12 protein-coding genes and 1 pseudogene are annotated in these 13,549 nt (G+C 67.5%); 8 read left to right on the plus strand and 5 right to left on the minus strand.

The window, feature by feature from the left end:
* Window positions 1–1,962 (plus strand): ABC transporter permease (locus tag ACWEFL_RS28085; RefSeq protein ID WP_451717557.1); only part of this gene is annotated, 1,962 nt, incomplete at its 5' end.
* A 134-nt stretch (window positions 1,963–2,096) separates the two neighbouring features.
* Here ACWEFL_RS28085 and ACWEFL_RS28090 read toward each other — a convergent pair.
* From ACWEFL_RS28090 to ACWEFL_RS28110, 5 genes and pseudogenes are all read right to left on the minus strand, one after another.
* On the minus strand, window positions 2,097–2,858 hold the full coding sequence (locus tag ACWEFL_RS28090; protein WP_451717559.1) for a 3-hydroxyacyl-CoA dehydrogenase: 762 nt from the start codon (window positions 2,856–2,858) through the stop codon (window positions 2,097–2,099).
* Window positions 2,859–2,936: 78 nt separating this feature from the next.
* Window positions 2,937–3,905, minus strand: coding sequence for a zinc-binding dehydrogenase (locus ACWEFL_RS28095; RefSeq protein WP_451717561.1), 969 nt, complete (start codon window positions 3,903–3,905; stop codon window positions 2,937–2,939).
* Window positions 3,906–3,924: 19 nt separating this feature from the next.
* Window positions 3,925–4,713 (minus strand): enoyl-CoA hydratase/isomerase family protein, encoded by a 789-nt coding sequence (locus tag ACWEFL_RS28100; protein WP_451717562.1) that lies wholly within the window; start codon window positions 4,711–4,713, stop codon window positions 3,925–3,927.
* A gap of 615 nt (window positions 4,714–5,328) precedes the next feature.
* Window positions 5,329–6,300 carry an Lrp/AsnC family transcriptional regulator gene (locus ACWEFL_RS28105; protein ID WP_451717563.1) on the minus strand — a complete coding sequence of 324 codons (972 nt, stop codon included), beginning with the start codon at window positions 6,298–6,300 and terminating at the stop codon, window positions 5,329–5,331.
* Window positions 6,301–6,479: 179 nt separating this feature from the next.
* Window positions 6,480–6,647, minus strand: a pseudogene (locus ACWEFL_RS28110) (hypothetical protein); the annotation flags it as partial.
* A 116-nt stretch (window positions 6,648–6,763) separates the two neighbouring features.
* On the opposite strand from ACWEFL_RS28110, the gene ACWEFL_RS28115 reads away from it, so the two are divergent.
* From ACWEFL_RS28115 to ACWEFL_RS28145, 7 genes are all read left to right on the plus strand, one after another.
* Window positions 6,764–7,261: an NADPH-dependent FMN reductase gene (locus ACWEFL_RS28115; protein WP_451717565.1), complete on the plus strand. Its 498-nt coding sequence runs from the start codon at window positions 6,764–6,766 to the stop codon at window positions 7,259–7,261.
* On the plus strand, window positions 7,258–7,758 hold the full coding sequence (locus ACWEFL_RS28120) for a flavin reductase family protein (RefSeq protein WP_451717566.1): 501 nt from the start codon (window positions 7,258–7,260) through the stop codon (window positions 7,756–7,758). Before ACWEFL_RS28115 ends, ACWEFL_RS28120 begins: the two co-directional genes overlap by 4 nt.
* A 39-nt stretch (window positions 7,759–7,797) precedes the next feature.
* The gene (locus ACWEFL_RS28125; protein WP_451717567.1) at window positions 7,798–8,730 is read left to right on the plus strand and encodes an ABC transporter permease; all 933 of its coding nucleotides are present in this window, start codon (window positions 7,798–7,800) and stop codon (window positions 8,728–8,730) included.
* Complete coding sequence (locus ACWEFL_RS28130; RefSeq protein WP_451717568.1) at window positions 8,727–9,566, plus strand: ABC transporter permease; 840 nt, start codon at window positions 8,727–8,729, stop codon at window positions 9,564–9,566. The genes ACWEFL_RS28125 and ACWEFL_RS28130 overlap by 4 nt, the downstream gene beginning before the upstream one ends.
* 4 nt (window positions 9,567–9,570) lie before the next feature.
* Complete coding sequence (locus ACWEFL_RS28135; RefSeq protein ID WP_451717570.1) at window positions 9,571–10,695, plus strand: ABC transporter ATP-binding protein; 1,125 nt, start codon at window positions 9,571–9,573, stop codon at window positions 10,693–10,695.
* 75 nt (window positions 10,696–10,770) lie between these two features.
* Window positions 10,771–12,099, plus strand: coding sequence for an NtaA/DmoA family FMN-dependent monooxygenase (locus ACWEFL_RS28140; protein WP_451717572.1), 1,329 nt, complete (start codon window positions 10,771–10,773; stop codon window positions 12,097–12,099).
* A 5-nt stretch (window positions 12,100–12,104) separates the two neighbouring features.
* On the plus strand, window positions 12,105–13,424 hold the full coding sequence (locus tag ACWEFL_RS28145) for an NtaA/DmoA family FMN-dependent monooxygenase (RefSeq protein ID WP_451717574.1): 1,320 nt from the start codon (window positions 12,105–12,107) through the stop codon (window positions 13,422–13,424).
* The last annotated feature ends 125 nt before the right edge of the window (window positions 13,425–13,549 follow it).

Consider the following 13,549-nt stretch of genomic DNA (forward strand, 5'->3'; position numbering starts at 1 on the left):
CTCTTCAACACCCCCGTCGCCCAGAAGCTCTACCTCAAGCCCGGCATGTTCCACGACATCACCATCACCGCCACACCCGGCACACCCGACACCGCAATCCTCGCCGCCGTCAAACCCCTGCTGCCCGAAGACGCCACCGCGCAGACCGGCAAGGAATCGGCGGGTGAACAGGCCGAGCAGATCGAATCCGGCATGGAGGGCCTGAACACGGTGCTGCTCGCCTTCGCGGCCATCGCACTGTTCGTGGGCGTCTTCCTGATCGCCAACACCTTCACCATGCTGGTCGCCCAGCGCACCAAGGAACTGGCCCTGCTGCGCGCGGTCGGCGCGTCCCGCCGCCAGGTCAAGCGCTCGGTGATCCTGGAAGCCATGGTGGTCGGCGCGATCGCCTCCGTCATCGGCTTCACGGTCGGCCTCGGACTCGCCGCTGTGCTGCGCTCCGCGATGGACACCTTCGGCGTCAGGATCCCTGCCGGTCCACTGGTCGTCTCGCCGACCACGGTGCTCACCGCGGTCGCTGTCGGGGGCGCGGTCACCGTGCTCGCCGCGTGGCTGCCCGCCCGCCGTGCCTCGAAGATCCCGCCGGTCGCGGCGATGAGTAGCGTCCACACGCCGGCGACCTCGCAGTCCTTGCTGGTCCGCAACGCCGTCGGCACCGTCCTCGCCGCGGTCGGCGCCGTGGCGGTCACCGCCGGCGCCGCATCCGAGGACGGGAGCGAAGGCCGTACGATCATCGCCGTCGGCGCCTTTCTGACGCTGATCGGCATCATCGTGCTCATCCCGCTGCTGTCCCGCCCGATGATCGCGCTGGTGCGACCGCTGCTGCACAAGGTGTTCGGGGTCTCCGGCAAGCTCGCCGCGCAGAACGCGGTCCGTAACCCCCGCCGTACCGGAGCCACCGCCTCCGCGCTGGCGATCGGCCTCACCCTGGTCACCGGACTCACCGTGATCGGCATCACTCTCGGCCAGGCCATCGAACGGGCGACCACGGACAACATCCGCGCCCACTACTCCGTGACCATGAGCAGTGGCCACCCGCTCGACGAGTCCGTGCTCACCGCGCTCCAGAAGGCCGAGGGCATCACGGCGATCTCACCGCAGCAAGCGGCGGACCTCGAGATCGAGGGTGAGCACCGCGCCGTGTCCGGCGTCGCCGCCGAGGATCTGCCCAGGGTTCTCAACGTGCCGGTCGTCTCCGGCTCCTTGGACACCCTCGCCCGCGGAGAGATCGCCCTCGCGGAGTCGACCGCCGAAGAGAACGGCTGGAAGACCGGCGACTCGCTCTCCGCCGTCTTCGAGAGCAAGGGCAGAAAGGACACCAAGGACCTGAGGGTCGGAGCGGTCGTCAAGGACAACGAATTCCTCTCCGGGTTCATCCTGCCCCGCGAGATGCTCGCAGCGCAGGAGGGGAAGCCGGACATCCGCGAGATCTGGGTCACGGTGGAAGGCGGTGAGTCCAAGGCCGGCGAACAGACCCTGATCGACGCGCTCGGCAACAACCCGGGCATGACCGTCATGGACAAGCAGGACATCCGCAACAAGCTCGGCGGCATGATCAACACGATGCTGAACATCATGTACGGCCTGCTGGCGATGGCCCTGATCATCGCCGTCCTCGGAGTCGTCAACACCCTCGCGATGTCCGTCTTCGAACGCCGGCGGGAGATCGGCATGCTGCGGGCGATCGGACTCGACCGAGTCCGGGTCAAGCGGATGATCCACCTGGAGGCCGTCGTGATCTCCCTCTTCGGCGCGGTCCTCGGGATCGCGCTGGGCGTCTTCCTCGGCTGGGCCATCGGCGAGACGTTCAGGGGCAATATCCCCGACTACCGACTGATCCTCCCGTGGGACCGGGTGGCACTCCTCCTGCTGCTCGCCGGGGCAGTGGGCATCCTGGCGGCCCTGTGGCCCGCGCGCAGTGCCGCCAGACTGAACCTGCTGTCGGCCATCAAGACCGAATAGCCGCGTCACCGGAGGCCCACACGGCCACCCGCGTGGCCTGTACGTCCTCACCTGTGAGGTCGCACGGGCCACGCACCGACGCGGCGATCACCGGGTCGTGCGGCACCGGTGGCTGCCCGTGTCGAAGGTGCCGTTCAGCGCGGTGCCATCCGGATGGCGCCGTCCAGCCGGATCGTCTCGCCGTTGAGCATGGGGTTCTCCACGATGTGTGCGGCCAGCGCGGCGTACTCGGCGGGGTCGCCCAGCCGGGACGGGTGCGGGACCTGCTGCCCCAGCGATACCTGGGCCGCTTCGGGGAGTCCCGACAGCAGCGGTGTGCTGAACAGCCCCGGCGCGATGGTGACGACGCGGATCTTCAGCGACGCCAGGTCCCGTGCCAGGGGAAGCGTCATCCCCACGACGCCGCCCTTGGAGGCGGAGTAAGCGGCCTGCCCGATCTGCCCGTCGAAGGCCGCCACGGACGCGGTGTTGATGATGACGCCCCGTTCGCCGGCCGTCTCCTCGGTGCGCGCGATGCGCTCGGCGGCCAGCCTGGCGACGTTGAAGGTGCCGATCAGATTGACGTTCACGACCCGCGTGAAGTGATCGAGCGGGAAGGCCCCGTTCTTTCCGACCGTCTTCACAGCGCTGGCGATCCCCGCGCAGTTGACCGCCACCCGCAGGGGGGCGAGGCTCTCGGCGATGTCCAGTGCCGCGGTCACGTCCTGCTCGCTGGTGACGTCCGCGGGGGCGAACACGGCCCGCCCGCCGAGGTCCGCTGCGGCCTTCTCACCGGGGGCCGTGGGCAGGTCGACGAGCACGACGTGCGCGCCGGAGGCGGCCAGCCGCCTGGCTGTGGCGAGCCCCAGCCCCGAGGCGCCACCCGTGATCACGGCGGAACTGCCGGCGATGTCCATATGCTGATTCCTCACTCTGTAGACACGAAGGAAGCGGGCGCGTCGGGGCGACCGCCGGATCGCTGACTCGGTGGGCGGTCAGAAGGTGATGACGACCTTGCCGCCGACAGCACCCTCGTCGAGCAGCCGGAACGCCTTCTCCGCCGATGTGTAGGGCAGTACCGCGCCCACCCTCGGGCGAATCCTGTGGCGTTCGAGGAAGTTCAGGAGCCGTCCGAACTCCGCGGGGGTGCCCATGCGAGAACCGATGACCCTGAGCTGACGGAAGAAGACATGGCGGAGGTCGAGCGTGGGGAGGTGACCTCCGGTGGCTCCTGCGACGACGACGACGCCGCCGGTCTTCAGCGACATGACCGAATGACGCCATGTCGGCTCACCGACCGTCTCCATGACGGCGTCGACGCGCTCGGGAAGCCGCTCGTTGGAAGCGAAGACCGCGTCGGCCCCCAGCTCCTTGGCGATGGCCCGACGTTCCTCCGTCCGTCCTGTCACCCACACCCGCAGCCCCGCCGCGGCACCGAGCGCCACAAGGGCCGTCGACACCCCGCCGGCGGCTCCCTGCACGAGCACGGTGTCCCCCGGGCGCAGACGGGTGGACGTGAACAGCATCCGGTAGGCGGTCAACCACGCGGTGGGCAGGCTCGCCGCTTCTTCGAACGTCATCGAGTCGGGTATCTCGAAGAGGTTGGACGTCGGCACCGTGACCTTTTCGGCGAGCGTTCCGTCGTGGCGCTCGGACAGCAACGGCTCCGCGACCGCGTCGATGGCGAACTCCCGATCCGCACCAACGGCCGGGATCAGGGGGTAGATGACGACCCGCCTGCCTTGGTCGTCGACTCCCGCCCCGTCGGAACCGAGGATCCGCGGCAGATCCGACGGGGTCAGGCCGACACCCTTCAGCGACCAGAGGTCGTGACCGTTGAGCGCCGCCGCACGCACCTGGACGATGGACCAGCCTGCTTGCGGGGTGGGCTCCGGTCGTTCACCGATCCTCAACGCGGCGAGCGGGTCGTCGGGGCTGAAGGTGTCGCAATAGATGGCGCGCATGTCTCGACTCCTTGGACCGTCATGCTCCGGTGAACGCGGCTCGACCTGGACCGTTCTCAAGGAACGACCGCATGCCGATGTGCTGATCGTCAGTTTCGAACAAGGCCGTGAAGAGCCTGGTTTCGTTCGCCAGCCCGCTCTCGGTGATTACGGTCCCGCCACCATCGACCGCGTTCTTGGCCGCGGCAATGGCACGTGTAGGACCTGAGGCGAGTGCGGCCGCGTAGGTTCGTCCCCGCTCGTCGAGTGCCTCGGCGTCGGGCACGAGTTCGTCCAGGACTCCGAGTCCGTGCGCCTCAGCGGCTTCGAGGATTCGGCCGGTCCAGATCAGGTCCTTCGCAGCCGACCGCCCGACGATCTCGGCGAGCCGCTGTGTTCCACCTCCGCCCGGGATCACGCCGAGCAGTATCTCCGGCAGGCCCACACGGGCGGACTCCGTGGCGATCCGCCGGTCCGCGGCGAGGGCGATCTCCAGTCCGCCTCCCAGCGCGAAGCCGTCGATGAGGGCGATGGTCGGCTTGCCGACACTCGCGAGAGCACCGAGGCAGCGGGAAATACGATCGGCGGCCTGAGCGACCTCCGAGACCGACAGCGCCACCATCTCTTCGACGTCCGCACCGGCCGCGAAGTGTTCTCCGGCGCCGCGCACCAGGACGACCCGTGTCGAGGGCGACCCGTCCAGCTCTTCACAAGCGGACAAGAACTCCTCCTGCATGGCCCGGTTCAGGACGTTCAGTCGCCCATTTCGAAGGGTGATCGTGCTGACATGTCCCATCGATGCCACATCTATGTACTCACCGGTTCTCATCACTCGCTCTTGTTCTTCCCGCTCTCAGGGATTGTCAGGTCGAGGGAGGACCGTCGGGGGCGAGCGCGCCGAGCCCGCGTCGGTCGGGGGCTCGGCGCGCTGACTTCCGACCATCTCGGTCCTCGGAAGACGTCCACGTAGTCGATGACGGCGGGACCTTGTCGCGACTGCCTCCTGCGCCGTCTCGCCAGCAGTGCTGTCACGGCAGCCGCGGGCCACGCTATATTAATAGACCGATCGGTACAACCCGTGTGCGCTTTCCGGATCGGCGGGCGATCGTGATGATGGACCGATCGGTCTATTTCTCATGAGTGTGCCGGATCTTCCTTGCGGAAGTCCGGCATGGAACCCTGAGCGAGCACGAGGCGACGCGGGCCGCGTCTCCGGCGGTATCGAGCCGACGTTGCCGGTCATCAACGTGAGCACGGGTTGTTCACGTGAGGGTTGTTCCGTGTCGGGGCGCGCTACGTCGGACCGCGGACCGGAAGACGTTCACGGCGCCGCGAATGCGCCGCAGATCGAGGACTGCACTGGGCGACGCCCGGTCGTGACGTCACCGGACGTCGCGGCCAGGCGCGTCGACGGTCGTCCTGCGTCAGCCGGCCGAATCCGGCCTCAGAGGCCGTCGTTCCAGGGCTTCCCGAGGTAGTTCGTGTCGTAGCGCCAGGGCGTCGGGAGCACATGGATCTTGGAGTAGACGTAGGTCCGCACGGTGTCGACGTAGTCGATCGCGAGCACCGTCTCGATCAGTCTGGCCAGGCTCACGTTGTCCGCGCACGCGACCTCTCCGCTCAGATGAGTGGGGGTGCCCGTCGTCATCACCAGGAGCCGGATGTCCGGGAGCTCGGTGATCGCACGGAGCTCGTCGTCGATGCGTCCGCGCAGTCCGATGCGGATGAGCGCCTGGACATCCGGGACTGTCAAGACACGGTCGATCGCCGCCGTCGCTCGGACATGTCCCTCCGCGAAGAGCTTACGGACGCGCGATCGCACGACCCAGTAGGGCTCGGAGACCATCTCCTCTAGCTCTCGGAAGGTTGCGCGGGGGTTGTCGACGAGTGCTGTGAGCAGTGTGACGTCGAGGTCGTCCAGACCGCCGCGCGACGAGGAAGGGGGACTGTCCGCGCCTGCTCCACTGTCGCTCAAGTAGCTGAACCACTTCGCGACGCCCAACTGCCGCGCCACCTCGACATGGTGGATTCCGTCGTTCTCGACCAGCAAGCTGTTGACCACGTCGCCCAACTCGCGGTCGTCGCGCGCGACGACACTGCAGAGGACGTTTATGTCGCCGATGAGCTGGGCCACGAAGACCACGTTGGGGTGGCTCTTGAGCTCGTCCAGGAACTGGTCCATCGGACCGCGGTACTGCAGCGCGACCGAACCGAGCGCGTGGTAGCCGAGGGCCTCTGGTGCGACGAGCCCCATGACGCGCAGGACGCCGTCGGAGGTCATCCGCGCCACACGGCCGCGGACGGCGTCGGTGGAGAGCCCGATACTCTTGCCGATCTTGGTGAGCGCCATCCGCCCGTCTTGGCGGAGGAGGTCGACGATCTTGCGGTCGAACTCGTCCATCTGGTACCGCTGCATCGCACTCCTGTCTTGACACCCACGAACCTCCGCCGGGCTCGACGCATGCTAGCCGACGAGCGCCCGAGCAAGCGGGGTTGCGGTGGTCCTGACCCGCGCGAACGCCGGGTGATCGATGAACGCCACCCCCAGGCAGCCGTGACGTGCTCGGCCGCCATGACGAGGTCGCCATCGCCCCCGCGGTCCTGGTCGTGGGTGACGAGGACGGGGCGCCCCCGGCGGAGTTCCTCGATCCCGCGATCGACCGACCCGGAGCCGGTCGGGGGGCGGGAGTCGATTGAGGTCCGGAGTGTCGGATGGGCACACCCCCGTTCAGGAAGTCGGGCTGTCAACGCTCCGAGTGTCAATCAATCTGGCCGGATCCACAATAGTTATGAATTTTGCTGGACATTTTCAGCCACCTGAGTAATCTCTGTGGCACGCAAGTCGCATCAGCGTGAGTTGCACCACAGTGGAGGTTGCAGTGGAGACCACTGTCCTGGTCGGGAACCCGAAACCGCGGTCGCGCACCCTTGAAGCCGCGGTCAACCTGGCAACCCTGATCTCAGGCGCTCCGCCGACGGCCGTCATCGATGTGATCGAGCTGGGCCCGGACCTGCTGGAGTGGGGAAAGCCGTCGGTCCAAGCCGCCGTGGAAACGGTGAGCACCGCTTCACTTCTCGTCGTGGCGAGCCCGACCTTCAAAGCCACCTACACAGGGGTCCTGAAGCTCTTCCTCGACCAGATTCCCTCCAACGGGCTGGACGGAGTTGTCGCGGTCCCGCTCATGCTCGGCGCCGGTCCCGCCCACGCCATGGCTCCTGACCTCCTTCTCAAACCAGTGCTCGTCGAGCTCGGTGCCACCTGTCCGACGGCCGGGATCTACCTGCCGGACCGGGACTTCACCAACCCCGACCTCATTGCTCCCTGGCTGGTGCGGGCCACGCGCCAGCTCGGACTGACCGGAAAGCAGGAAGCATGAATTCCATCAACGTCCATGAGTCCTTCGATGCGCAAGAGCTGCGCCGGGTTTTCGCGAGCTTTCCCAGCGGGGTCGCCGCGGTCGCCGCCGTCATAGACGGCCGGCCTGTCGGTATGGCGGCCAGTTCGTTCGTGTCGGTGTCGCTGGAGCCCCCGCTCGTCTCGGTCTCCTTCTCACTCACCTCACGGACCTGGACGACCCTTCGCCGCGCTCGCCGCATCGGTATCAGCGTCCTCGCGGCCGAGCAGGAGGCGACCTGTCGGCAGATGGCAGGGCCCGAAGACCGCCGCTTCCAGGGGGTGCACCACAGTGCCTCACCGCACGGAGCCGTCCGGCTCGACGGCGCATCGGCCTGGTTCGACTGCAGCGTCCACACCGAGTTCAAGGCGGGCGACCACACCGTCGTGATCTTCAGGATCCACGCGAAGGACGCCGCCCCCGGCGTGGACCCGCTGGTCTTCCACGCGAGCGACTACAAGCGGCTGGTAGCGAAATGACGCCTCACGGCGCGCCTCTCATGAGAGGTAGGTGAGGACGTGAGCGTCGACACCGAAACGATTCCGTCTCCGAACACCACGGACCCTCAAGGACGTGGGTCGGTACCGGGACAACGCCGCCGTCGTTGGCCCCTCCCCCGGCTGAATCTCGCCTCGGGCATCGGCCTGCCCGGCATGCTGTTCCTGCTGCTGGCCTTCGGCTCGACGCTGGTCGCACTCGTCCGGATCAGTCTGACCGACCCGTCGCCGGACAACTTCATGACCGCGTTCGAGAGCGGGATGTTCCGTCAGGCGCTCTTCAACACCGTCGAGATGTCAGTGGTCGTGACCGGGCTCTGTCTGCTGGTCAGCTATCCCTACGCGTACTGCCTGGTCCACTCGGGGCGCCTGGTGAAGATCCTCCTGTTCACCGCTCTGATGCTGTCGTTCTGGACCAGTCTGCTCGTGCGCACCTACTCCTGGCAGATCATCCTCAACGACACCGGCCTGATCAACGAGACACTCACCTCGATGGGCCTCATCGACGAGCCACTACGCCTCGCACGGACGAAGTTCGCGGTGTACCTCGGCATGATCCACATCCTCGCTCCGTTGAGCGTGCTCGCGATCTACGCGAACATGCGCGGACTCGGCAGCGGGCTCGTACTGGCGGCGCGCGGCATGGGTGCGCGACCGTGGGTCGCCTTCCTCAGAGTGACGCTGCCCCTCACACTGCCGGGCGCGGTAGCGGGGGCGACCCTCGTGCTCATCCTCGCGCTCGGCTTCTACATCACACCCCAGATGCTCGGCGGCGCCAGCGATGCGTTCGTCGGCAACGCGATCGTCATCCAGCTCAACGAGCTCTACCGACCGGGGGTCGCTGCCGCGATGGCGGTCATCCTGCTGCTGGGGGTCCTGGTGATCCTCGGTGCGGTCGGGCGGTACGTCGGTATCACGCGCATCCTCGGCATCAGGGACGAGGGCAAGTCATGATCAAGGCCGGACGCGTCACCCAGTTCCTGGCGCTTTTCCTCGCGCTCATCTTCATCATTCCCACCATCGTCGTCGTCGGATCGTCGTTCACCTCGGGCGAGCTGCTGCGGTTCCCGCCGGATGGCTTCTCCTGGCGCTGGTACGACGAGGTCTTCGGAGACCCCGTCCTTGCTGAATCGTTTCGGAACAGCTTTGTCGTGGGCATCCTCGCGGCCTTGATCGCCATGGCCGCGGGCATCAGCCTCGCCTTCGCCGCCGCCCGCGGGAAGGGCATCCCCCGGGGTTTCGTCACCGCGCTCGCGATGACGCCGCTGGTCGTGCCGCTCGTCGTGGCAGCGATCGGGTTCTACTTCGTGTACGTCCGGATCGGCCTCACCGGGAACGTCGCCGGCATGGCGATCGCGCACGCCGTCCTCGGTGTGCCCTATGTGTTCATCAACGTGCTCGCCGCCTTGACGGGGCTGAGTCCAAACGTGGAGGAGGCGTCCCGGATCGCCGGGGCGAGCCAGCTCCAGACTCTCCTGCGGGTGACCCTGCCGCTCGTCGCCCCGTCGGCGGCGATCGGCGGAGTCCTGGCGTTCATCAGCTCGTGGGAGGAACTCATCGTGTCGCTGTTCCTCGTCACACCCGAGTTCAAGACCGTTCCGGTCGTCCTGTGGGGACAGATCAAGGAGGGAATCTCCCCCTCCACCTCCGCCGTCGCCACCATCGTGACGCTGCTCTCGATCCTCGCGAGCATCCTGATCGCCCTTGTTCCCTGGCTCAAGGGCAAGATTCGCGCCGCCATCACCAAGAACGGAGTCCACGATGACGGGTACAGCCGTGAAGGTGTCTGAGCCCGTGACGACCGAGGCACGGAATCTCGTGACCTCCGGAGCGGGCATCAGGCTCAAGAACATCTTCAAGCACTACGGCGACGTCTGCGCCGTCGACGATGTCTCGCTGTCGGTCGAGCCGGGTGAGTTCGTGACGCTGCTCGGTGCCTCCGGGTCCGGTAAGACGACGCTGCTGCGTATCCTCGCGGGCTTCGTCGCGGCAACGCAGGGCGACACCTTCCTCGACGACCGGGAGATCTCCTCCGTTCCGGTGCATCGCCGCCAGTTCGGCATGGTGTTCCAGGACTACGCGTTGTTCCCGCATCTCTCGGTCGAGAAGAACATCGCCTTTCCGCTGCAGATGCAGAAGGTCCGCCGCGCCGAACGCGCCGAGCGAGTCCGCGAGGCGCTGGCGATGGTCCGGCTGGAGGGCTTCGACCGGCGTCTGCCGAAGGAGCTCTCCGGTGGCCAGCAGCAGCGAGTCGCACTCGCCCGCGCCATCGTGGCCCGGCCGCGCCTGCTGCTCATGGACGAGCCGCTCGGCGCCCTCGATCGGCGGCTGCGCGAGACCATGCAGGTCGAGATCCGCCGGATCAGCCGCGACCTCGGGCTCACCGTCATCAATGTGACGCACGACCAGGAGGAAGCGCTCAGCATGAGCGACCGGATCGCTCTGCTCGCGAACGGCCGCCTGGTCCAGTACGGCGCCCCGGAGGACCTGTACCGCCGCCCGGTCGACGACACGGCCGCCGCGTTTCTGGGCGAGTCCAACCTCTTCCGGGGGCTGGTCCGGACGGACCGGGACCAGCACGTGCTCGACGTCCCACACGGTCGCATCGTCCTGCCCGAGGGGCCGCTGGTGGCCGGGGCCGAAGGTGACGTCGTCGTCATGGTGCGCCCGCAGTCGGCACGGCTGATGGCGCGGGTCGGCGACGAACTGCCCCCTGCCGATCGCTCGTTCGTCTCGGGCACCGTCGCCGCCAACATCTACGCCGGCGACTCGTGGCGACTGCTCGTGCGTGGCGACGACGGGAACGAACTCATCGTCCGCGCGGGTCCCGACGTGCCTCACGACTTCGAGATCGGCGACGAGGTCCACCTCACCTGGGACCCCCGGTACAGCGTCGTCATGCGGCCGGCGGCCGCGTGACCGTCCCACACGCGCCATCGCAGCGAGCGCGCCCCACCACCCACGCATGGTTCGAAACAGAAGGAGTCCTCTGTCATGACCGCTAACACCTTCCACCTGGGTTGGTTCCTTGATGGATCCGCCGCCCAGGCGTGGGGCCAGGAGTACACGGGCCACACCGGTCGCGACTGGATGAAGCCGGACCTCGTCGTCGACATGGCGCGATCGCTCGAGCGCGCGGGCTTCGACTACCTCCTCATCGAGGACGCGTGCTGGGTCCCGGACACCTACGGCTCGTCGATGGACGTCTACCTGAAGAACGCCATCGCCACCCCGCGCCAGGACCCGGCGATGGTCGCGGCGCTGCTGTCCCAGGCGACATCGCGCCTCGGGATCGTCCCGACCCTGGGCACCTTCGCCTACCCGCCCTACCACCTCGCCCGCCTGGTCGGCACCCTCGACCAGGTGAGCGGGGGCCGCATCGGCTGGAACGTCGTGACGGGCAGCTCGGACGGAGCCGCGCAGAACTTCAGCATGGACGCGATGCCGGAGCACGACAACCGCTACGAACGCGCCCACGAGTACATGGAGGTCGTGCAAGGTCTCTGGGGCTCCTGGGAACCCGACGCGATCGTCGCCGACCGCTCCACGGGCGTCTTCGCCGACTCCTCGAAGGTGCGCCCGATCGACCACCAGGGCAAGTACTACCGGGTCCGCGGACCGCTGAACTCGGGACCAACGCCCCAAGGCCGTCCCGTCATCGCGCAGGCCGGCGGCTCGCCGGCCGGCAAGGCGTTCGCGGCGCGGTACGCCGACACCATCGTCTCGATCGCGAAGGGCGTCGAGGAGATGAAGACGTACCGCGACGAGATCCGAGCCCTGATGGTCGAGAACGGCCGGAACCCCGATGACTGCAAGATTCTCTTCCTGACCTCGCCCGTCGTCGGCATGACCGAGGCCGATGCCGCCGAGCGCCGCGCCCACCGCCACAACGAGGGCATGGAGCAGGCCGGGACGCGGATGTTCACGCAGCTGGCGAAGATCACGAACATCGACTTCTCGGTCTACGACCTCGACCAGCCACTCGACACCATCGAGTTCACGACCAACGGTCACCGTCACATGCTCGAGAACTTCGTCAAGCGTGCCGGGAACAAGCCCGACTCGACCCTGCGTGAGATCGCGGCTTCGATGTACGGCGAAGCCAGCATCGACTTCACCGGCACTCCCGACTCCGTCGCCAGCCAGATGAGCGAGGTCATGGAGGAGGTCGGGGGAGACGGATTCCTGCTGTTCAGCTACCGCGTGAGCCGTCGCCACATCGCCGAGATCACCGAAGGTCTCGTGCCCGAGCTCCAGCGCCGCGGTCTGGTGCGCAAGGAGTACGGCCACGCCATGTTCCGCGACAACCTTCTGGAGTTCTGATTTTTATGAGCGCACAGCGATTTCACCTCGCCTGGTTCCTGCACGGCTCCTCGGCGGCCTCCTGGGGCCGGCCGTTCACCGGCAATATCGGCCGGGAATGGATGAAGCCCGACTTCATCGTCGACATGGCCCGGGCGATGGAGCGAGCCTGCTTCGACTACCTGCTCATCGAGGACTCGTCGTACGTCGCCGACGCCTACGGCGGGTCGATGGACCTCTACCTGCGCCACGCCTCCGCCACACCGCGTCAGGACCCGGCCGTCGTCTCGGCGATCCTCAGCCAGCACACGTCGCGGCTGGGCATCGTGCCGACCGTCGGCACCTTCGGCGTCGAGCCGTACCTGCTGGCCCGGATGATCGGAACCCTCGACCAGCTCTCCAATGGCCGGATCGGCTGGAACGTCGTGACCGGAAGCTCCGATCGCGCCGCCGAGAACTACGGCATGGACGGGATGCCGGAGCACGACAGCCGCTACGAGATGGCGGACGAGTTCATGGCCGTTGCGAACGCGCTCTTCACCTCATGGGAACCGGACTCGATCGTCAACGACCTCGAGGGCCAGATCTTCGCCGACCCGAAGAAGGTCCGCCACATCAATCACGTGGGCCCGAGGTACTCCGTCCGCGGGCCGCTCAACTCCGGCCCGCTCCCGCAGGGGAGGCCGGTGATCGCCCAGGCCGGCGGATCAGGGCGCGGTCGTCGTTTCGGTGCCGAGCACGCCGACACGATCCTGGCGCCCGCGAGCGGGGTCGAGGCGATGAAGGCGTTCCGCAACGATGTGCGGGAGAAGGCGGCCGCGGCCGGCCGGAATCCGGACGACGTCAAGGTGCTCTTCATCGCCACCCCGGTGCTCGGCCTGACCGATCAGGAAGCCCAGGAGAGGCTCGCGCAGCGGCGTCAAGGGGCGATGGACAGGGCCGAACTGACCCTCGCGCAGCAATCGAAGATCACGAACATCGACTTCTCCCAGTTCGACCTGGACGCGCCCCTCGACCCGAAGGGCCTGACGACCAACGGTCACCAGCTGGAGCTGGACCGGTTCTTGTCGGTGGCCGCGGAGTGCTCGACCCTCCGCGAGGCCGCGACGAAGTTCTACGGCGGGCAGAGCCTGGAGCTCGTCGGCACCCCGGACGCGGTCGCCGCCCAGATGGGCGAACTCATGGCCGAGGTCGGTGGTGACGGCTTCCTGTTCAGCACGGGTGACCTCAATCGCCGGGCGGTCGCCGAGATCACCGACGGGCTCGTCCCCGCCCTCCAGGAGCGGGGACTGGTACGGACCGAGTACACCCACACCCAGTTCCGCGACAACCTCCTCGAGTTCTAGTGCGGCGGTGGCCCCGTCCGCACCGGGGGCGAGCACCCCCGAGTGGCCGCTGCGGCACGGTGTGAAGGCTTGAGGACGTCGTCATGACATGACTGGGCCCGACAGGGCGCCAGCGGCCCGCGGGC

The organism is Streptomyces sp. NPDC004838 (assembly GCF_053600955.1).

Coding starts and splice junctions, on each gene's coding strand:
- ACWEFL_RS28145 (WP_451717574.1), top strand. CDS start 12,105: ATGAGCGCACAGCGATTTCACCTCGCCTGGTTCCTGCACGGCTCCTCG.
- ACWEFL_RS28120 (WP_451717566.1), top strand. CDS start 7,258: ATGAATTCCATCAACGTCCATGAGTCCTTCGATGCGCAAGAGCTGCGC.
- ACWEFL_RS28095 (WP_451717561.1), bottom strand. CDS start 3,905: ATGCGCGCCATCTATTGCGACACCTTCAGCCCCGACGACCCGCTCGCC.
- ACWEFL_RS28105 (WP_451717563.1), bottom strand. CDS start 6,300: ATGCAGCGGTACCAGATGGACGAGTTCGACCGCAAGATCGTCGACCTC.
- ACWEFL_RS28130 (WP_451717568.1), top strand. CDS start 8,727: ATGATCAAGGCCGGACGCGTCACCCAGTTCCTGGCGCTTTTCCTCGCG.
- ACWEFL_RS28140 (WP_451717572.1), top strand. CDS start 10,771: ATGACCGCTAACACCTTCCACCTGGGTTGGTTCCTTGATGGATCCGCC.
- ACWEFL_RS28100 (WP_451717562.1), bottom strand. CDS start 4,713: ATGAGAACCGGTGAGTACATAGATGTGGCATCGATGGGACATGTCAGC.
- ACWEFL_RS28090 (WP_451717559.1), bottom strand. CDS start 2,858: ATGGACATCGCCGGCAGTTCCGCCGTGATCACGGGTGGCGCCTCGGGG.